General features: G+C 75.3%; 14 protein-coding genes. 1 reads left to right on the forward strand and 13 read right to left on the reverse strand.

Annotated elements, in window-relative coordinates; all coding sequences use genetic code 11:
* Positions 1-45 precede the first annotated feature (45 nt).
* The 3 genes from murA to prfA all read right to left on the reverse strand — a co-directional run bounded on the left by murA (position 46) and on the right by prfA (position 3,392).
* Entirely contained in the window at positions 46-1,314 is a 1,269-nt protein-coding gene (gene murA, locus MNZ27_RS03030) for a UDP-N-acetylglucosamine 1-carboxyvinyltransferase (protein WP_242392552.1), read from the reverse strand.
* A 99-nt stretch (positions 1,315-1,413) separates the two neighbouring features.
* Entirely contained in the window at positions 1,414-2,286 is an 873-nt protein-coding gene (prmC, locus tag MNZ27_RS03035; RefSeq protein ID WP_242392553.1) for a peptide chain release factor N(5)-glutamine methyltransferase, read from the reverse strand.
* A complete protein-coding gene (gene prfA / locus MNZ27_RS03040) occupies positions 2,283-3,392 on the reverse strand; it encodes a peptide chain release factor 1 (RefSeq protein WP_242392554.1) in 1,110 nt (369 codons plus the stop codon). The genes prmC and prfA overlap by 4 nt, the downstream gene beginning before the upstream one ends.
* 239 nt (positions 3,393-3,631) lie before the next feature.
* Between prfA and MNZ27_RS03045 the strand changes: the two genes are divergently transcribed.
* Positions 3,632-5,095 (forward strand): PAS domain-containing sensor histidine kinase, encoded by a 1,464-nt coding sequence (locus tag MNZ27_RS03045; protein WP_242392555.1) that lies wholly within the window; start codon positions 3,632-3,634, stop codon positions 5,093-5,095.
* Here MNZ27_RS03045 and MNZ27_RS03050 read toward each other — a convergent pair.
* The 10 genes from MNZ27_RS03050 to MNZ27_RS03095 form a co-directional block, all read right to left on the reverse strand.
* Entirely contained in the window at positions 5,092-5,670 is a 579-nt protein-coding gene (locus tag MNZ27_RS03050; RefSeq protein WP_242392556.1) for a GbsR/MarR family transcriptional regulator, read from the reverse strand. The two genes, MNZ27_RS03045 and MNZ27_RS03050, sit on opposite strands and share 4 nt — an antisense overlap.
* A 17-nt stretch (positions 5,671-5,687) precedes the next feature.
* Positions 5,688-6,599 carry a UbiA-like polyprenyltransferase gene (locus tag MNZ27_RS03055; RefSeq protein ID WP_242392557.1) on the reverse strand — a complete coding sequence of 304 codons (912 nt, stop codon included), beginning with the start codon at positions 6,597-6,599 and terminating at the stop codon, positions 5,688-5,690.
* Positions 6,596-7,825 (reverse strand): amidohydrolase family protein, encoded by a 1,230-nt coding sequence (locus tag MNZ27_RS03060; protein ID WP_242392558.1) that lies wholly within the window; start codon positions 7,823-7,825, stop codon positions 6,596-6,598. The genes MNZ27_RS03055 and MNZ27_RS03060 overlap by 4 nt, the downstream gene beginning before the upstream one ends.
* The gene (gene mqnC / locus MNZ27_RS03065) at positions 7,822-9,699 is read right to left on the reverse strand and encodes a cyclic dehypoxanthinyl futalosine synthase (RefSeq protein ID WP_242392559.1); all 1,878 of its coding nucleotides are present in this window, start codon (positions 9,697-9,699) and stop codon (positions 7,822-7,824) included. The genes MNZ27_RS03060 and mqnC overlap by 4 nt, the downstream gene beginning before the upstream one ends.
* Before the next feature lie 80 nt (positions 9,700-9,779).
* Complete coding sequence (mqnE, locus tag MNZ27_RS03070; RefSeq protein ID WP_242392560.1) at positions 9,780-10,928, reverse strand: aminofutalosine synthase MqnE; 1,149 nt, start codon at positions 10,926-10,928, stop codon at positions 9,780-9,782.
* A 1-nt stretch (position 10,929) separates the two neighbouring features.
* Positions 10,930-11,520 carry a UbiX family flavin prenyltransferase gene (locus tag MNZ27_RS03075; protein WP_242392561.1) on the reverse strand — a complete coding sequence of 197 codons (591 nt, stop codon included), beginning with the start codon at positions 11,518-11,520 and terminating at the stop codon, positions 10,930-10,932.
* The gene (locus MNZ27_RS03080; protein ID WP_242392562.1) at positions 11,517-12,218 is read right to left on the reverse strand and encodes a ubiquinone/menaquinone biosynthesis methyltransferase; all 702 of its coding nucleotides are present in this window, start codon (positions 12,216-12,218) and stop codon (positions 11,517-11,519) included. Before MNZ27_RS03080 ends, MNZ27_RS03075 begins: the two co-directional genes overlap by 4 nt.
* Entirely contained in the window at positions 12,215-13,741 is a 1,527-nt protein-coding gene (locus MNZ27_RS03085) for a menaquinone biosynthesis decarboxylase (RefSeq protein WP_242392563.1), read from the reverse strand. The genes MNZ27_RS03080 and MNZ27_RS03085 overlap by 4 nt, the downstream gene beginning before the upstream one ends.
* A 201-nt stretch (positions 13,742-13,942) precedes the next feature.
* Positions 13,943-18,148: a DUF3857 domain-containing protein gene (locus tag MNZ27_RS03090; RefSeq protein WP_242392564.1), complete on the reverse strand. Its 4,206-nt coding sequence runs from the start codon at positions 18,146-18,148 to the stop codon at positions 13,943-13,945.
* Between the two features lie 108 nt (positions 18,149-18,256).
* Positions 18,257-19,183, reverse strand: a complete 927-nt coding sequence (locus MNZ27_RS03095) for a beta-1,6-N-acetylglucosaminyltransferase (protein WP_242392565.1) — start codon at positions 19,181-19,183, stop codon at positions 18,257-18,259.
* Between the last annotated feature and the right edge of the window lie 36 nt (positions 19,184-19,219).

The raw sequence follows: 19,219 nt of genomic DNA on the forward strand, positions 1-19,219 counted from the left end.
TCTGCCCTGTGGCCGGGGCGCCCTCGCGCCCGGAGTGAACTGCGATCAGCCCTTCACCCGCCGGATCCGCGCCCCGAGGGGCGCGAGCTTCTCCTCGATCCGCTCGTAGCCGCGGTCGAGGTGGTAGACGCGCTGCACCTCGGTCGTGCCCTTCGCCGCCAGCCCGGCGAGGATGAGGGCGGCGGAGGCGCGGAGATCGCTCGCCATCACCGGCGCGCCGGAGAGGCCCGGCACCCCCTTCACGAGCGCGACCCGGCCGTCCACCGAGATGTCGGCGCCGAGCCGCAGCAGCTCCTGCACGTGCATGAACCGGTTCTCGAAGACGGTCTCGGTGATCCGGGACGTCCCGTCGGCGAGGCAGAGCAGGACCATCATCTGCGCCTGCATGTCGGTGGGGAAGCCCGGGTGCGGCTGGGTCCGGACGTCCACCGGCCGGGGCCGCCCGTCGCCGACGACGCGCAGGCCGCCGGGGACGGCGCTCACCTGGGCGCCCACCGCGCGGAGCTTCTCGACGAGGGCCTCCTGGTGGGCGGGGATCGCGCCCTTCACGACCACGTCGCCGCCGGGGAGCGCGCCGGCGACGAGGAAGGTGCCGGCCTCGATCCGGTCCGCGATCACGTCGTGGTCGAGCGGCCGGAGCCGCTCGACCCCCTCGATCCAGATCTCGTCGGTGCCGGCCCCCTCGATCAGCGCGCCCATGCCGACGAGCGCGTCGGCGAGGTCCTTCACCTCCGGCTCGCGGGCGCAGTTGCGGAGCACCGTCTCGCCGTCGGCGAGCGCGGCGGCCATCATGACGTTCTCGGTGCCGGTGACGGTCTGGCCGTCGAAGGTGAAGACCGCGCCCCGGAGCCGGCCGCGCGGCGAGGTGGCGTGGACGTAGCCGTGATCGAGGCGGAGCTCCGCGCCGAGCGCGGTGAGGCCCTTGAGGTGCTGGTCGATGGGGCGCGCGCCGATGGCGCAGCCGCCGGGGAGCGAGACCTGGGCCTTGCCCCAGCGCGCGACGAGCGGCCCGAGGACGAGCACCGACGCGCGCATGGTCTTCACGAGCTCGTAGGGCGCCTCGGGCGTCACCGCGCGCGGCACCCGGATCCCGACCGCGCGCCGCTCGCCGGCGTTCCGCTCCACCTGGCAGCCCATGTGGCCGAGGAGGCGGCCGAGCGTGCGCACGTCCGCGAGGTCCGGGACGTTGCGCACGAGGTGGTCGCCCTCGGCGAGGAGCGAGGCGGCGACGATGGGGAGGGCGGCGTTCTTGGCGCCGGAGACCTCCACGGTCCCGCGGAGCGGCACGCCTCCCTCGACGACGATCTTGTCCAACGACTTCTCTCCGTTCTGCCGGGTGGGGCGCGCGGTGCCGGGCTGTCCGGCGACGAGGTCCCGATGTTTGCAAGAAGCGCGCGAGAGACGCGCGCGATTCTACGCCGGGGCCGGCCCGCTCGCCACGTGGGCGACCGTGTAACGCGGGAGGCCCGCGAGGTCCATCCGCGCCTCCGCGCGTTCGAGCCCCGCCTCGCGGCACAGCAGCGGCAGGAGCTCGCGGTGCGACTCGTGCATTTCCAGGACGAGGGTGCCGCCCGGCGCGAGCCGGCCCGGGGCCCCGGCCACGATCCGCCGGAGCACGTCGGCGCCGTCCGGGCCGCCGTCGAGGGCGAGGCGCGGCTCCCGGCGCACCTCGCGCTGGAGCGTGTCCAGCTCGCCGCGGGGGACGTAGGGCGGGTTGGACACGATCACGTCGAAGCGGGCGTCCGCCGGGACCGCCTCCCAGAGATCGCCGCGGGCGAACCCCACCTCGGCGCCGAGGGCGGCGGCGTTCGCGCGGGCGACGGCGAGGGCGTCGTCGGAGAGGTCGGTCGCCAGCACCCGGGCGCCCGGCCGCTCGAGCGCGAGGGTGACGCCGAGGATCCCGGACCCGGTGCAGAGGTCGAGGGCGGCGCCGTCGGGGGGCAGCGCGGCGAGCGCCGCCTCGAGCACGAGCTCGGTCTCGGGGCGCGGGACGAGGACCCGGGGGTCCACCGCGAAGGGCCGCCCGTAGAACTCCCGGCTCCCGACGAGGTAGGCGGTGGGCTCGCCGTCGGCGCGGCGCCGGACGAAGTCCCGGAAGCGCGCCAGCTCGGCCTCCCCGAGCGGCTTGTCGAAGTCGAGGTAGAGCCGGACGCGATCGCAGGAGAGGGCGTGCGCGAGGAGCACCTCGGCGGTGAGGCGCGGCGCGTCCACGCCCCGCTGCGCGAAGAAGCCCTGCGTCCAGGTGAGGAGCTTCAGCGGCGTCCAGGAGGAGGGACCGCCGCTCACGCCCGCTTCTCGACGGCGACCGAGGCGTCGCCCCGCGCGGCCTCGCGCAGCGCCTGCGCCGCGTAGAAGGTCCGGCAGGCGTCGATCACGTCCTGCACGTCGCCGTCCATCACCGCCGGCAGGTTGTGTCGGGTGAAGTTCACCCGGTGATCGGTGAGCCGGTCCTGCGGGAAGTTGTAGGTGCGGATCTTCTCCGACCGGTCGCCGGTGCCGACCTGGCTCTTGCGGGCGGCGTCGCGGGCGCTGCGCTGCCGCTCCTGCTCGATCTCGTAGAGCTTCGCCCGGAGCATCTTCATCGCCATGTTCCGGTTCTTGAGCTGGCTCTTCTCCTGCTGGCACTTCACCACGATGCCGGTCGGCTTGTGGGTGAGGCGCACCGCGGAGTCGGTGGTGTTCACCGACTGGCCGCCCGAGCCGGTGGAGCGGAACACGTCCATCTCGACGTCCGCCGGGTTCACCTGGACGTCGATGTCCTCCGCCTCGGGCATCACCGCGACGGTGACGGTCGAGGTGTGGATCCGCCCCTGGGCCTCGGTGGCGGGGACGCGCTGGACGCGGTGTACGCCGGACTCGTACTTGAGGGAGGAGTAGACCGCGTCGCCCGAGATGGTGACGGTCGCCTCCTTGATCCCGCCGAGCGCGCCGCCCGAGGTGTCCATCACCTCGGTCCTCCAGCCGCGCCGCTCGGCGTAGCGCAGGTAGGCGCGGAGCACCTCGGCCGCGAAGAGGCCGGCCTCGTCGCCGCCCGCGCCGGCGCGGACCTCGAGGATCACGTCCTTCTCGTCGTTCGGGTCCTTCGGGAGCAGGTACGTCTTGAGCTGCTCCTCGGCGGGCTCGATCTGCGGCCGGAGCTGGCCGAGCTCCTCCTTCGCCATCTCGCGCAGCTCGGCGTCCTCGAGCAGGGCCTCGTTGTCCTCGACCTCCTGGACGAGCCGCCGGTACGCGCGCAGGGCGGTCACGGTCGCCTCGATCGAGGCCCGCTCCTTCGACACCTTGCGGAAGCGCTCGCCGCTCGACGCGACGGCCGGGTCCGAGAGCTGGGCGGTCAGCTCCTCGAAGCGGCGCTCGATCGCCTCGAGCTTCTTCAGGACGTCTGGGGACAGCATGGAGGGGTGTTCTTACCGTTCCCGCGCGGGGTGGGCAAGGATCCGGGGCGCGGGCGGAAGCCGCACGGACGCGCGCGGGTGTCACGCCGGCCGGCGGGGTCGAGGAGCGCGGCCTCTTGCGATCGGGCGGCCCCGGGCGGGGCGGGAGGGGGATCGGGCGTGCGCCGCCCCGGCTGCGAGGGTAGGCTCCGCCGACCGGATGCGGGGTCGCTCGAGGCCGCGCCGGCCGTCCCGACAGGATGATCGCCCTCCGCCTGCCACCCCCGCCGCGGCTGCCGGCGTTCGCGACCTATCCGATCGCCGTCGCGCTCCCGCTGCTCGCCCTCTCGCTCAAGCTCCTCCTCGAGCCCGTCGCCGAGTCCACCCCGTTCGTGTTCTTCTACCCGGCGGTCCTCGTGGCCGCCTACCTCGGCGGCCTCGGCCCGGGGGGGCTCGCGACCGCCCTCTCGGCGGTCCTGGCGAACCGCGTGGTGCTGCCGCTGAGCGGGGCGTGGGCGTCCTCGCCGAAGGCCCTCGGCGCCACGCTCCTGTTCACGCTCATGGGCGCCCTGCTCGTGCTCGCGAGCGCCTCGATCCGGGCCGGCTACGCCGACCGCCGCGAGTCCGAGCGGCGGCTCCGGCTCGTCCTCGAGACCATCCCGCAGCTCGTGCTGGTGATCGCCGCCGACGGCGAGGTGGACTACGCGAACCCGCAGCTCCTCGCGTTCACGGGCCGGACCTCGGAGGACCTCGCCGCCGCGCGCCTGGGCGACCTCTTCCACCCGGAGGAGCGCGAGCGGGCGCGGGCCGAGTGGAACCGCCTCCTCGCGTCCGGCGCCGCCGCGACCGCCGAGCACCGGCTCCGCTCCGCCGACGGGAGCCACCGCTGGTTCCTGATCTCGGCGGTGCCGCTCCACGCGCTGGCCGGGGACGCGCACTGGTTCGTGTCCTGCACCGACATCCAGGCGCAGAAGGAGAGCGAGCAGGCCCAGGCGGAGGCGATCGCGGCGCGCGACGTCTTCATGTCCGTGGCGAGCCACGAGCTGAAGACGCCCATCGCCTCCGCGCTCCTCCAGGTGCAGCACGCCGAGCGGCTGCTCCGCCGCGACGGCGCGCCGGCCGAGGCCGTCTGCCAGCGGCTCTCCGCGACGGCGGCGAGCGTGGCCCGGCTCGGCGGGCTGGTCGAGGCCCTCCTCGACGTCTCGCGGATCGCCATGGGCCGCCTGGTCCTCGAGCGCGCCCGCTTCGACCTCTCCGGGACCGTGCGCGACGCGGCGGGGCGCCACGGCGACGCGGCGCGCCGCGCCGGCTGCGAGCTCGAGGTGGCGGTCGCGCCCGGGATCGCCGTCGACGGCGATCGGCTCCGCATCGAGCAGGTGCTCACCAACCTCCTCGCGAACGCGCTCAAGTACGGGGCCGGCGCGCCGGTGCGCGTCTCGCTGCGGCGCGAGGGGGCGCTCGCGATCCTCGAGGTCGCGGATCACGGCATCGGCATCGCGCCGGAGGACCAGGCCCGGATCTTCGAGCAGTTCGAGCGGGCCGTCTCGGCGCGGCACTACGGCGGGCTCGGGCTCGGGCTCTGGATCGCGCGGCAGCTCGTGGACGCGAGCGGCGGGGCGATCCACGTGGAGAGCGCCCCCGGGCGCGGCGCGACCTTCTGGGTGGCCCTGCCGGCGCCGGCGGAGGTGGCGACGCCGGAGCCCGCACGGGAGCTCGCGGGCTAGCCGCGCCGTCCGAGCGCGTCGGAGAGCGCCTTGATCGGCCCGACGTCGGCGCGCGCCGAGTCCACGAGGACCCGGAGCACGCCGAGGGCCGCGCGCGAGAGCCCGGCGAGCACCTCGAGCCGCCGGAGCTTGAAGCGCGCGAGGGCCTTCACCGCGGGATCCACGTCCGCGAGGGCGGCGCGGACGTCCTCGAGCGCGCGCTCGAAGGTGGCGAGCGCGCCCTCCACGGCGCGCCCCTCCCGCTCCCGGAGCACCCGGGTGACGAGCCGCCAGACGTTGGTCTCGGCCTCGAAGTGCTCCTTGCGGTCGCCGGGGATCTCGACCCGGTGGACGACGCCCCACCGGCGCAGCTCGGCGAGGCTCATCGAGAGCAGCCCGGTGGAGATCCGGAGCCGATCGCACAGCTCGGGCGCGGCGAGGGGGCGCTCCGAGAGGAACAGCACCGCCCAGATCCGGCCGAGCTGGCGGCGGAAGCCCCACAGCTCCATGAGCGCCCCCACCGCGTCCGCCACGGAGAGGTCCACCTTCTGGAGCGCGTACGACGTCGGAGCGGCGCGCGGCCCGTCGGCGGTCATGGCCCCCCTCCCGTCCATCACCGGAGCGCGAGGTCGCCGAGCGCGCAGACCGCGAAGGCGACGGACGCGAACGCGTTGTAGTTGAAGAACGCCACGTTGATCCGCTCGGGCCGGAGCTGGCCGCGGGGCGCCACGTGGAGGTGCTCGGCGACGAGCGTCGCGGCGAGGATCGCCGCCCCCGCGAGCCACCCGGGACCGCGGCCGGCGAGGACGCCGGCGGCGAGCACGCAGGGGACCGCGAGGAGGTGGAGACCGCGCGCCCAGGCGAGCGCGCCGCGGACCCCGAAGCGGGCGGGGATCGAGGCGAGCTCCGCGCCGCGGTCGTAGTCCATGTCCTGCAGCGAGTAGAAGACGTCGAAGCCGGCGATCCAGGCGCCGACGCCGACCCCGAGGACGACGGACGCGAGGGGCGCCCGGCCGGTGAGCGCGAGGGCGACCCCGACCGGCGCGAGCGCCTGCGCGACGCCGAGCCAGAGGTGGCACGCCCAGGTGAAGCGCTTCGCGTACGAGTAGCCGAGCAGGATCGCGAGGACCGGGAGCGCGAGCAGGCCGCAGAGCGGCGAGATCAGCGTGGCGGCGGCCACGAACGCGCCGCCGGCGCCCGCGAGGAGCGCCCACGCGGCGGCGAGCGAGACCTCGCCCGTCACGAGCTCCCGGCGCAGGGTGCGCGGGTTCTTCGCGTCGAAGGCGCGGTCGGCGATCCGGTTCATCGCCATGGCGGCGGTGCGGGCGGCGACCACCGCGAGCGCGACCAGCCCGAGCCGGAGCGCGTCGAGCCGCGCGTCGCGCGCGACGAGGGCCACCGCGGCCGCGGCGAACGGGAGGGCGAACAGCGAGTGGCTGAGCTTCACCATCCGCGCGAGGGCGACCAGCCCGCCCGGGCCGGCGGCGGGGCGGACGGCCTCGGCGGCCGGGGGACGGACGGTCATGCGGCGGGCTCCGGACGCTGGCGGGAGATCCACGTGAACGGGCGCTCGTCGGCGCCGAACGTGGAGACGAGGAACTCGAACGGATCGTCCACGCGCGCGCCGTCGAGCGGCGCGGCCAGCACGCCGGGGGCGCGGCCGGCCTCGAGGCGCCCGACGTGCGGCGCGCCGACGGCGGCGCCGTTCCAGGCGAGGGGGAGGAGGCGGCGCGCGGGGATCGCGGGGAGCTCGCGCCGGAGGACCGCCAGCTCGGCGAGCGGCGCGAGGGAGGGCGACGAGGCGAGGGAGTCGGTGCCGATCGCGAGGGGCACGCCCGCGGCGAGGAGCGCCTCGACCCGCGGGAGCTTCCCGACGATGTAGCGGTTCGAGCGCGGGCAGAGGACCGCGGTCGCGCCGCTCGCGGCGAGCAGGGCGAGGTCGTCGTCGTCGAGATCCACGCAGTGGACCACGAGGTGGTGCGGCCGCAGGTGCGGGGCGACCGCCGCGACCGGGGAGCGGCCGGAGACGCGCAGCGCGTCGAACAGCGCGGCGCCGAGCGCCTGGTACATGCGCCCGAACGCGCTCCCGCGCCCCGCGCAGAACTCGCGCTCGGCGGGATCCTCGGCGAGGTGGAGCGAGCCCGGGCCGCCCGCGAGCAGCGCGGCCAGGCCGGCGGCGTGGGTCGAGTAGATCGCGTGCGGGCTCTCCACGACCCGGAGCCCCGGAGGCGGCGCCCCGGCGGCCGCCCGCGCCGCGCGGGCCCGGGCGAGCGCGGCGTCGAACCGCTCACGCGTGAAGCCGAACACCTCGTGGTAGAGCGTGCCGGCGAGGCCGGCGGAGGCGAGCGGGCGGAGCGAGCCGAGCGTGTTCGTGACGTCTCCGACGGCGGCGACGCCGGCGCGGACCAGGTCCTCCGCCGCCATCCCCATCGCCTCCTCCGGCTCGCCCGCGCGCGTCCTGGCGCGGGCCGCCACGAAGAGCTGGATCCAGGCGGGGAGCCCCTCGCCCCCGGCGACCCAGCCCTTCATGTGCGAGAGCTCGAGGTGGAGGTGGGCGTTCACGAGGGCCGGGAGGAGCACCGCGTCGAGCCGCTCGGCCCGGCCGTGGCGCGCCTCGACCTCGGCGCGCGGGCCCACGGCGACGACGGTGTCGCCGTCCAGGGCGACGGCCCCGTCGGCGACGGCGCCGGCGAGGCCGTCCGCGCGGGCGCCGGTGAGCACCCAGGGCGCGCCGTACACCCTGGCCGTCATGCGCGCGCCCCCTCGAGGAGCTCGTACTTCATGTTCCGCCGCGCCGGCTCGAACCCCGCGTCGCGGATGTGGCGCTCGACCTCCTCCGAGTCCATCCGGAACGTGGTCCCCGCGGCGGAGACGACGTTCTCCTCGATCATCACCTGGCCGAAGTCGTTGCAGCCCATGTGCAGGGCCGCCTGGGCGACGCCGCCGCCCATCGTGACCCACGAGGCCTGCAGGTTCGGGACGTTGTCGAGGACCAGCCGCGAGACGGCGTTGGTGCGGAGGTACGCCTGGGCGCTCCCGTCGCCGGGGGCGAGCCGGGTGTTCGCCGGCTGGAAGGGCCAGCAGGTGAAGGCGGTGAAGCCGCCGGTCCGGTCCTGCAGGTCGCGGAGGCGCAGCAGGTGGTTCACGCGGTGACGCGGCTCCTCGCCCACGCCGAACATCATGGTGGCGGTGCTCCGCAGCCCCTTGCGGTGGGCCGCCTCCATCACCGTGAGCCACTCGTCCGTCGAGGACTTGAGCGGCGCGATCCGCCGCCGGACCTCGTCGTCGAGGATCTCCGCCCCGCCCCCCGGGATCGAGTCGAGCCCCGCCGCGACGAGCCGGTCGATGGTCGCGTCGAGGGAGAGATCGCTCGTCCGGGCGATGTGCCAGATCTCCTCCGGCGAGAGCGCGTGGAGGTTGATGACCGGCCACTTCGCCTTCACCCAGCGGAACAGGTCCTCGTACCACTCGACGCCGAGGTCCGGGTGGAGGCCGCCCTGGAGGAGGAGCTCGATCCCGCCGAGCGCGACGGTCTCGTCGATCTTCCGGGCGAGCTCCTCGCGGGAGAGGACGTAGGCCTCCGCGTGGCCGCGCGGCCGGTAGAACGCGCAGAAGTGGCACGCGGTGGTGCAGACGTTCGTGTAGTTCACGTTCCGCGAGACGATGTAGGTCACGCGGCGGCCGGGGTGGAGGGCGCGCCGCCGCAGGTCGGCGGCGACGCCGAGATCGAGGAGCGACGCTTCGGCGTCGAGCCGCTCCGCCTCGTCGGCGTCCAGCCGCTCGCCGTCGGCCCCCTTCTGGAGGGCGGTGTCGAGGGAGACGGCGCGGCGGGGCCGCACCGCCGGGGCGCGGTCGTCCACGAAGCGGACCTGGATCTTCGGGAGGAAGCCCTTCGCGGCGGCGCGCTCGAGGAACGCCTCGAGCCCCTGCAGCTCGTACGGCCCGAAGCCGTAGCGGATCCGCCGGGTGAGGTAGCGCCGGTACTTCTCCGGATCGCCCCCCTTCTGCGCCGCGAACTTGCGGGCGAGCTCGGTGCGGATCCCGAGCCCGTGCTGCGCGGCGCGCGTGAGCTCCTGGACGTCCGCCGGCGAGACCGTGCCCGGGCGCGCCATCCAGAGGGCGAAGATCATCGGGAGCCCGGTGAGGTGGGTCCACTCGCGGCCGAGGTCGAGGACGTGGCTCGCGCGCACGTCGAAGGCGCGGTCGCCGATGACGAGGGCGCCCTTCGTCCCCTTCGCCCGGGCGAGCCCCTCGAGGGCGGGCGCCGGCGTGAACTTCGGGTGGACGCCCATGCCGTCGAGGACGAGCTTCGCGAGCACGTGCGAGGTCCGCGACGCGGTGTCGAGGAACACCTCGTCCCAGATCGCCGGCGACTGCTCGCCGGCGAGGACCACCGTCTGCACCGGCCCGTCCGCGCCGATCGCGATCCCGGGCACGATCTCGTACTCGCCCTTGGTGAGCGCGGCGACCGAGACGAGGGCGAGGTCCACCTCGCCGGCCTCGAGCATCGCGGCGCAGCGGGAGGGCTCGGCGAGGACGAGCTCGACGCGCTCGGAGCCCTCGAGCCCCGCGGTGAGGGGCCAGGCGTTCAGGAAGGAGACGGCGGCGGCGCGGATCTTTCGCATTTGGGCTCTCTGTCCGGTGGCGGCGGTTCGCCCTTCGACGCCGGCCCGCTCGGCGGGCCCGCGCTCGGGGCGAGCGGAGGCTACGCGGTCATCTTCGGCACCGGCGCCTCGTGGACCTTCAGCACCCGGTACAGGCTGTCACGCTCGGCGGGCACCCGGCCCGCGGCGCGGATGAGCTGGTGGAGGGTCCGCTCGCTGAGCGCCTGCGGCACCGTGGACCCCGCCATGTGGTAGATGCGCTCCTCGAGGACGGTCCCGTCGAGGTCGTCCACGCCGAACGCGAGCGCGGTCTGGACCAGCCGCTCGCCGAGCGCCACCCAGTACGCCTTGATGTGGTCGAAGTTGTCGAGGTAGAGGCGCGCGACCGCGAGCGTCCGGAGGCCGTCGTACCCGGTGGGCTTCGGGAAGGCCTTCCCGATCATGTTGTGCTCGGGGTGGAAGGCGAGGGGGATGAAGACCTGGAACCCGTGGGTCTCGTCCTGCAGCGCGCGGAGCCGGCGCATGTGATCGATCCGCTCGTCGAGCCGCTCGATGTGGCCGTACAGCATCGTCGCGTTGGTCTTCACGCCGAGCCGGTGCGCGGTCCGGTGGATCTCGAGCCACTGCTCCGCGGTCGCCTTGTCGTCGCAGACCTTCCTGCGGACGCGGGGCGCGAAGATCTCCGCCCCGCCGCCGGGGATGGTGTCGAGCCCGGCGTCCATGAGGCGCCGGATGACCTGCTCGTAGGTCATCCCGAACTTCTCCGCGAAGAAGTTGAGCTCGATCGCGGTGAACGCCTTGATGGCGAGCTCGGGCCACGCCTTCCGGATCCGGGAGAGCAGCTCGGTGTAGTACTCGAACGGCAGGTCCGGGTGGAGCCCCGAGACGATGTGCACCTCGGTGATCCCGAGCGGCCGCCGCGAGAGCACCTTCTCGACGGCCTCGTCGAGGCTCATCGTGTACCCGTCGGAGGCGCGCTGGTCGTCCTTGCGCGCGAACGAGCAGAACTTGCACGACGCGACGCAGACGTTGGTCGGGTTGAGGTGCACGTTCCGGTTGTAGAACGTGAGGTCGCCGTGGCGCGCCTCGCGGACGTGGTTCGCGAGGGCGCCGAGGGCGGCGAGGTCCGCGACCTCGAACAGCTTCAGCGCGTCGTCGTCGGAGATGCGCTCCCCGGCGAGGACCTTGTCGCGGATCGGGCCGAGGCCGTCGCGCTCGAGGGCGCGGTGCGCGAGCGTCGAGATCGTCATTTCAGGGCTCCTCCACGGGCCCCTGCGCGCGAGGGGCGCTCCCCTCCCAGCGCTTCATGAGGTCGTTCGGCAGGCCGAGGCGGTCGAGGACGCGGCCGACGACGGTGTCCACCAGGGCGTCGACGGTCGCCGGCGCCGAATAGAACGAGGGCGACGCGGGCAGCACCTCGGCGCCGGCCTCGAGGACCTGGGTGATCGCCCGCGCGTGCACCAGGCTCAGGGGCGTCTCGCGCAGCACGAGGACGAGGCGCCGGCGCTCCTTCAGCATCACGTCCGCGGCCCGGCCGACGAGGTCGATCGAGACGCCGTGGGCGATCCGCGCGAGGGCCCCCGCCGAGCAGGGGACGACCACCATCGCGTCGTAGAGCGCGGAGCCCGAGGCGAACGGGGCGGTGAAGTCCTGGTCGTCCCAGCTCGGGAACGGGTAGCGCGGCTCGTCCCCGATCTCCTGGCGCCAGATCTGCCGGCCGGTCCGCGTGAACACGAGGTCCACCTCGACCCCGTGCCGCACGCCGTCCGCGGCGAGGAAGTCGAGGAGACGCCGCGCGTACGGGGCGCCCGAGGCGCCGGAGATCCCGACGACGAGCTTCATGCTTTCACCGCGGTGACGAGGCCGCAGACGCCCGGGAACAGCGTCGTCCCCCGGACGTCGCGGAACCCGGTCCGGCGCGCCGCCGCCTCGAACTCCGGGCGGGAGGCGAAGCGCTCCATCGAGGCGACCAGGTAGCGGTACGCCTCGGGATCGGGCGAGAGGATCCGGCCGAACACCGGCAGCGCGAGGCGGTTGTACGCACCGTGCACGAACCGCGAGCCGCTCGACTCGGGGCGGAAGAACTCGAGGACGCCCAGCCGGCCCCCCGGGCGGAGCACGCGTGCCAGCTCGGCGAGGCCGACCTCGTAGGCGTCGAGGTTGCGCATGCCGAAGGTGACGGTGGCGAGGTCGAACCGCGCGTCGAGGAAGGGGAGCGCCATCGCGTCCGCCTGCGAGGCGGGGAGCGCGGTCTTCTCCACGCCGCGGCGCAGCATCTCCATCGAGAAGTCGGCGGCGACGATCCGCAGGCCCGGGGCGCGCCGCCGCGCGAGCGCCGCCACGTCCATGGTCCCGGCGCAGAGATCGAGGAGCGCCTCGCCGTCCCGCGGCGCGAGGTCGGAGAGGAGGCGGCGGCGCCAGACCTGGTCGATCCGGAAGGTCATGACCCGGTTCAGGAGGTCGTACGACGGGGCGACCCGGTCGAACATGGCCCGCACCGCCTTCGCGCGGTGGGCCTCCCCGGGGAGCGGTACGTTCACTGGAGGTTCCCTCCCCGGCGCGGCGTCCAGGCCGCCGCCGGCGGCGGCGGGATGCGGGGGCGCCTGAGCGGAGCGGCGCCGGGCACGAGCCGGTCGTAGAGCGCGTCCATCCGCGCGATCACCTCGGGCGGGTGGACGCAGACCTCCGGCCACTCGCGTCCGCCCTCCTCGACCCACTTCCGCGTGGCGTCCACGCCGAGCTTCCCGCCGAACGCGAAGTGGGCGGCCGCGTGATCGAGCGCGTCCACCGGGCCGTCGGCGATCACCAGGTCGCGCTGGACGTCCACGTTGGCCAAGGCGCGCCAGGCGGCCTGGGACACGTCCTGCACGTCCACGTCCTCGTCGAAGACGACCAGCGTCTTGGTCTGGGCCATCTGCCCGGAGCCCCACAGGCCGTGGATGACCTTCTTCGCCTGGCCGGGGTGCTCCTTCCGGATCGACACGAGGCAGAGGTTGTGGAACGCCCCCTCGACCGGCATGCAGATGTCCACGATCTCGGGCGCGACGATCTGCATGAGCGGCAGGAAGAGCCGCTCGGTGGCCTTGCCCAGCCACTGGTCCTCGACCGGCGGCGGGCCGACCACGGTGGCCGGGTAGATCGGGTCGCGCCGGTGCGTGACCGCCACCACGTCGAGGGCGGGGTAGTCGTCCGCGAGGGAGTAGAAGCCGGTGTGATCGCCGAACGGCCCCTCGCGCACCAGGGGCGCCGCGGTGTCCACGAAGCCCTCGATGACGAGCTCGGCGTCGGCCGGGACGTCGAGCCCGGTCGCGACGCCCTTCACCGTCTGCACCGCCTCGCCCCTCAGGAACCCGGCCAGCAGGTACTCGTCCACGTTGGGCGGGAGGGGCGCCGAGGCGCAGTAGGTGAGGGCGGGATCGCCGCCGAGGGCGATGGCGACCGGCATCCGCTCGCCGCGCCGCTGGTACCCGCGGTAGTGGGCGGTGGCGGTCTTGTGGAGCTGCCAGTGCATCGCGAGCCGCCGCGGCCCGAGGACCTGGAGCCGGTACATCCCGACGTTGCGGACGCCCGTCTCCGGGTCCCGCGTGATCACCTGCGGGAGCGTGATGAACGGCCCCCCGTCGTGCGGCCAGGTGGTGAGCACCGGGAGGGCGCGGAGGTCGGGCTCGCGATCGATCACCTCCTGCGACGGACCCGAGGCGACGTGCTTCGGCGCGAGCGAGGCCAGCTTCCCGAGCTTCGGCAGCAGCTTGAGCTTCTCCCAGAGCGACTGCGGCGGCGCCATGTGGAGCAGCTCCCGCAGCTCCCGGGCGTGATCCTCGAGGTCGTCGGAGGAGAGCGCCCAGCTCGTGCGCCGCCGGGTCCCGAAGAGGTTCATCGCGACCGGCATCGACCCCGGCACGCCGCGCACGTTCTCGAACAGGAGCGCGGGGCCGCCCTGCTTCGCGGCGCGGTCGGCGAGGGCGGCCATCTCGAGGACGGGGTCGACCGGCTCCCGGACCCGGACGAGCTCCCCCGCCGCTTCCAGCCGATCGAGGAACGCGCGCAGCGAGCGGTAGGCCATGCCCGTCTGTACCCCACCTCCCGGTATGTTTCAACGTTCGTTGAAAGGTGCGAGGGGTCGAGCCTCCTCCCCGCGGCGAGCGGCGAGCGGCTCGACCGCCTCGACCGGCTGCGCGCCGTGCGGACGGCGCGTCGCTCCGACCGAGGCGGGGCGACGGCGGCCGGGAAGGGACCCCCGGCCACGCCACGCCGGGGCCGTCCTTCACGTGCCGCGCTGGGCGCGCGGCGCCGTCGCCGTGGCGGGGGTCACCTTCGCTCCGAGCTTCTCGAGGCGGCGGGCCGCGAGGACGTCCGAACCGAGGGTGTCGCCCTTCCGCGGCGTGACGCGGCGGTAGGCGGCGATCGCCTCGTCCACGAGGCCGTAGCCCTCGGCGATCCGGCCGACGACGAGCCAGTCGGAGGACTCCGGCTCCCGGCCGGAGCGCGCCGCGATCGACTTCACGAGGACCTGCAGCGCCTCGGCGCCCTCGCCGCGCGCCGCGTGGACCATCGCCAGCGTGTGGAGGACCGCGGCCGACTTCTCCTGGGTGAGCATCACGCCCTTGCGCGCCTGCTCGAGCGCGTCGGGCGCGGGCGGATCCCGGAAGAGCGCCACCCACGCGACCTCGTTCCAGTCCTCCGGCTCGGCGCGGCCCGTCGCGAGGAGCCGGCGCCCCTCCCGGAGCACCCCCTCGACGTCGGCGGCCGCCATCGCGGCCCGGCGCAGCCAGCGGAGCGGCTCCACCTCGTCCGGCGACCTCCGGAGCCGCGCCTCGGCGAGCTGCGCGAGCTCGGCCCTCCGGCCGAGCCGGACGAGGGCGATCGCGCGGAGGCCGAAGGTCCGGCCACCGGCGTCGGCGTCGGCGAGCTCCGGCAGGATCCGGAGGAGCGCCTCCCAGCGCTCGCCGGCGCTGTGCGACTGCGCGAGGGCCCAGCCGAGCGCGCGCCGCCGGGCGGGGTCACGCTCCTGCGCGCGCAGGTCCTCGAGCCGTCGCGCGAGCTCCGCGTCGCCCTTCATGGCGGCGAGGGCCGTGGCCGCGACGCGGAGCTCGTCCGCGCCGGCCTCGTCGCCGTGCGTCCAGAGCGCGGCGAGGACGGCGCCGGCGGTTTGCTCGGCGCCCTGCGGCGCGGCGTCCCGCGCGAACCGGAGCAGGCGGCGGGCGGCGGGGAGCTTGCCCGCCTCGACGAGCCGGCGCGCGGACGCGGCGAGCACGGCGTGCTCGGGCTCGTCGGTGACGAGGCGGAAGCCGCGGTCGGTGGGGAGCGCGTGGAGCACCAACGGCTTCGGCGCGAACGGGAAGGAGTAGCGGAACCGGTACCCCGCCTCGGCGTCGCCGTCCTTCGACCACTCGACGAGGGAGAGCGCGATGTCGCCGGCGGTCTCGGGGGTGACGCTGCCGCTGCGGTCCGTGCGGAGCGCAGCCTCGAACCCGGTGCGGAACGCCTCCAGCGCCTCGCGGTCGGAGGCGCCGCCGCCGAGGAGGTACGAGGAGAGCTTGGCCGCGCCCGCGCCGGCGATGAGGTCCCGCACGGCCCGGGGGAAGAGCGTGGCGGGGTCGGCCGCGTCGAAGCGGATCCGATCGCTCCGCTGGATGCGGCCGATGAGCGCCGCGCGCGAGCGCAGCTCGGCGGAGCTCGCCGACCCCTGCCCGGCGGCCTCGAGGAGCGCCGCGGCCTCGGCGTAGCGGCGCGCGCGCAGGAGCGGCGCCACCGCGCCCTGGAGCGCGGCGGGCCGATCGGCGGTGGGGATCCGCGAGGCCTCGCGGACCGCCGCCGGCGCGCCGTCCAGCGCGGCGATCGCGGCGAGCAGCGCGACGCGCGTCGCGGGGCCGTCCTTCATCTCGCGGGCGAGGGCCCGCGCGTCGGCGAACCGCTCGGCGCGGAGGTACACCTCGAGGAGCTCGTCGTCGTGCTCCTTGTTCTTGAGCTGGGTGCGGATGGCGCGGAGGACCTGGGCCGCCTCGTCGAGCTTCGCCCCCTTCGCCCACTGCACGCACCCGGCGCCGTGCTCGAGGATGAAGGCGAGGTGCGCGCGCGTCGCGGGCGCGTCCTTCTCGAGCTCCACCGCGCGGCGCTGCGCGGCGGCGGCGCCCGCGAGATCGCACCCGGGCTCCAGGTAGCGGCCGATGAGGTCGTGCTCGAGGGCGGTGGCGACCACCCGGTGCGCCCAGCCGTTCGACGGCTCGAGCTCGGCCGCGCGCCGCGCCTCCTTGCGCGCCGCCTCGCCCATCCCGAGCCGGAGCAGGGCGAGGGCGAGGTGGGCGTGGTGGCGGGCCTCGGTCGGGTGGAGCGCGGCGAGCCGGCGGATCTCCGCGATCGCCTCGCGCCCCTTGTTCTCGCCGAGGAGCCGCTCGGAGATCCGCTCGAACTTCACGCGGGGGCCGTCCTCCGCGAACGGCGCGAGCGCGGCGCGGAGGGCCTCCGCGTCCTTCGCGGCGATCCGCCGGGAGGCGAGCACGAACCGGTGCACGCCCGTGACGGAGCCGTCCTTCTCGACCGCGAACGATCGCTCGTAGCGGGCGGGCCCCACCGAGATCCGGACCGGCTCGGGGAGCGGCCCGGCGGTGAAGCCGGGCGGGGGCACCACCCGGTACCGCACCACCGTCTCGTGGGCCTCGCCCGCGAGGAAGTCGGCGGTGCGCTTCGCGGGGGACGCGGCGCGCTCGTCCTCGTCCCCGTCCGCCTCGCCGTCGTCACCCGCGCCGTCGGCTCCGTCCGGCCCGCCCGCGTCGGCCGCGTCGCTCTTGTCCTTGTCCTTGTCGGACGACCCCTTCGGCTGGAGCGGCTCCGGGAGCCGGGCGAACGCCAGCGCCGGCCCCGCGACGGCCTCGGCCTCGGCGTCGGCGGTCACCGCCCAGCGGGACTGGTCCGCCTCGAGCCGGACGGTCACCGGGCCCGCCCCCTCGAGCCCGTCCCGGCGCGCCGAGACGAGCTTCGCGTCCACGAAGACCTGCTTCGCGGTCTCCTCGTCCTCCTTCGCGAGGTCGGCGGCGCGCATGCGCCGGTGCGCCTGGCGCTCGGCCGCCGCTCGGGAGCCGCGCAGGAGCCGCGTCTCCGTGGCGTGCGCCCGGCCGGCCTCGGCGAGGACGAGCTCGCGGTCGAGCTCGATCCGGTTCGCCGCCGCGCCGGCGTCCGGCGTGCGGACGAGCTTCGTCGCGCCGCGGTTCGCGAGGAGCGCGAGCCGGCCCTGATCGCCGGGCGGCAGCTCCCCGGCGGCGGTGTCGGGGTCGGTCGGGTCGATCCAGAGCTCGGGCGAGCCGGGGACGTGCACGATCGCGTGGTCGAACTCGCCGAGGCCGGGGAGGTCCGCCGGGTCGTCCACGCCGGTCCGCACGAGCGCGAGCTCCGCCGGGTGACCGAGCGCGCGCAGGAGCCCGGTGAGGAGCAGCGAGAGATCCTTGCAGTCGCCGTAGCCGCGCTTCAGGGCCTCGGCGGGGGGGACGGGGACGATCGCGGCCTGCCCCAGCTCGAGCCCGGTGTAGCGGACCTTCCCGCCGATCCACGCGAGGAGCCGCTGCGCGACCTCGCGGCGGTCGCGGGCGCCGCCGGCGAGCTCCCGGGCGCGGGCCTCGAGATCGGCGCCGGCGAGCTGCCGGTCCACGAGCTCGGCGTAGCCGGCCGCGATCGCCTGCCAGGACCGGCCGGTGCCGAAGGCGAGGTGAGGGTTCGCGGCGCGCTCCGGCGGGAGGTTCGGCTCGGGCGACCTGCGGGCGGGGACGTCCGTCCAGCTCCACTCGAGCACCCGCCGCCCCTGCTCGCGGCGCTCGAGGGGCTTGCCGCCGAGGCCGCCGCGGAGGGCGAACCGGAGCGGGAGCTTCTCCGGCGCGGAGACCACGAGCCGGATCTTCCGGGTCACCACCGGCCGACCGACCCACCAGCGGTGGACGGTGCCGCCGTCGAAGGTGGGCGCGGTCTCGCGCACCGTGGACTCCTCCTCGACGACGCTCCGCTCGGCGACGTGCGGGATCGGGCCGCGCAGCACGCGGCGATCGAAGTACATGAGCCCGTCGGTCCCGTCGTCGTCGGCGGCCTCGGACAGCGTCCTGGGATCGAGGAGGTGCTCGGTGCCGTCCGGGAGGACGACGCGGGCGCGGACCGACGGGCGCTCCTCGTGCCACGGCGACCAGGCGCGCGCGGTCTCCGCCCAGCTCTCGGCGGCGGCGCGCGTCAGGGGCCGGTAGACGAGCCGGTACGTGTAGGTGACCCGGCCGGCCTCGTCGAAGGAGAAGATCCCCTCCTCGAAGAGCACGTCGATCCCGCCCTTGCGGCTCGCGGGGTCCGGGAGCGCCGCGGCGGCGCGCGCGATCTCGGCGGCGGAGGCGCTGAAGCCGGGCCGCTCCCAGGGGGCGGCCGCGGCGGGCTCGAGGGCTGCGGGCTTCGGAGCGGCGGCCGCGAGCGCGGCGGCGAGCGTGACGGCGACGGCGAGCATGCCGAGTTCCCTCCCGGTGAACGGCAGGGATCATTGTCGGCGATCGGGCGGGCGTCTGCCAGCCCGGCCGGTCGGGCGCAGCGGGATCGCCGCGCCGGATCGGTCCCGTCAGCGCGCGCTCGCCCCGCGCCAGGGCGGGAGCCCGAGCGCGGCGTCGATGGCGTCGAGCGCGGGGTCGTCGGGGGCGAACTTGCGCGCGAAGTGGGCTCCGCCCGCGAGGATCGTCGGCACGTCGGCGACGCCGATCGTCCGCGGGCTCCGCGCGCGCGAGCTCCAGTCCACGTGCCGGAAGTTCCGGCGTTCGATCCGGAGCCCGGGCCCGTTGCAGACCACGGTCTGCACGTACCCCTCCTCCGGGATGGGACGCTCCGCGAACCACCGCGCGAGCTCGGGGCGGTCCTCTCGCGTGGCGAGGAGGTGCTCCACCGCGCGGCGACCGAGCGTCCACCAGTGCTCTCCGGCGTGGCAGCCGAGCCGCGACGAGAAGGGGGAGAGGAGCGGCGCGAGGAGCGGCGAACGGATCCGGAGCCGGATCCCGAGCGGCCGGAAGGTGGTCGGAAAATAGCGGCGGTAGCAGACCTTCTGGTTGGCGGCGCCCTCGTTGACGCCGAAGCCGAGCGGGCCGGCGACGGCGCCGCGATCGCGGCGCCAGGGCCTGACGGGCGTGGCCTTCACGTAGGCGTCGGCTCCCACCGCGCGCAGGTCGGAGACGACGCGCTCCGGCCGCGCGACGGGGTAGTCCGACCCGGAGAGGTGGACGACGTAGTCCGGCCCCTCGGCCTCGCGGTAGAGCAGCCGCAGCCCGGCGAGCGTCGCCTCCACGGTGTTCCAGGAGTCCCACCCCGTCGAGAGGTGTGGCTGCACGACGCGCACGCCGGCCGGGAGCGCCGAGACGTCGAGCGGAGACTGTCCGAAGTTGTGGTGGAGCGCGATCGGCGCAGCGGGCCCGTAGAGCTCCCGGAGACGCGTGAGGAGCCGGACGATCTGGGGTGGGTCCGAGTAGGTGAGGACGACGAAGCCGATCGGCGACGACATCGGCGAGAGGGTAGCACGCCGTGGCGGGGGCGCGCG

Origin of the sequence: Anaeromyxobacter oryzisoli, assembly GCF_022690765.1 — a bacterium.
Classification (GTDB): Bacteria; Myxococcota; Myxococcia; order Myxococcales; family Anaeromyxobacteraceae; genus Anaeromyxobacter; species Anaeromyxobacter oryzisoli.

Excerpts from the sequence above, each read along its gene's own strand:
- prfA (WP_242392554.1), bottom strand. The coding sequence starts at position 3,392 with ATGCTGTCCCCAGACGTCCTGAAGAAGCTCGAGGCGATCGAGCGCCGC.
- MNZ27_RS03095 (WP_242392565.1), bottom strand. The coding sequence starts at position 19,183 with ATGTCGTCGCCGATCGGCTTCGTCGTCCTCACCTACTCGGACCCACCC.
- MNZ27_RS03045 (WP_242392555.1), top strand. The coding sequence starts at position 3,632 with ATGATCGCCCTCCGCCTGCCACCCCCGCCGCGGCTGCCGGCGTTCGCG.
- MNZ27_RS03060 (WP_242392558.1), bottom strand. The coding sequence starts at position 7,825 with ATGACGGCCAGGGTGTACGGCGCGCCCTGGGTGCTCACCGGCGCCCGC.
- MNZ27_RS03090 (WP_242392564.1), bottom strand. The coding sequence starts at position 18,148 with ATGCTCGCCGTCGCCGTCACGCTCGCCGCCGCGCTCGCGGCCGCCGCT.
- MNZ27_RS03055 (WP_242392557.1), bottom strand. The coding sequence starts at position 6,599 with ATGACCGTCCGTCCCCCGGCCGCCGAGGCCGTCCGCCCCGCCGCCGGC.
- mqnE (WP_242392560.1), bottom strand. The coding sequence starts at position 10,928 with ATGACGATCTCGACGCTCGCGCACCGCGCCCTCGAGCGCGACGGCCTC.
- mqnC (WP_242392559.1), bottom strand. The coding sequence starts at position 9,699 with ATGCGAAAGATCCGCGCCGCCGCCGTCTCCTTCCTGAACGCCTGGCCC.
- MNZ27_RS03085 (WP_242392563.1), bottom strand. The coding sequence starts at position 13,741 with ATGGCCTACCGCTCGCTGCGCGCGTTCCTCGATCGGCTGGAAGCGGCG.
- MNZ27_RS03050 (WP_242392556.1), bottom strand. The coding sequence starts at position 5,670 with ATGACCGCCGACGGGCCGCGCGCCGCTCCGACGTCGTACGCGCTCCAG.
- MNZ27_RS03075 (WP_242392561.1), bottom strand. The coding sequence starts at position 11,520 with ATGAAGCTCGTCGTCGGGATCTCCGGCGCCTCGGGCGCCCCGTACGCG.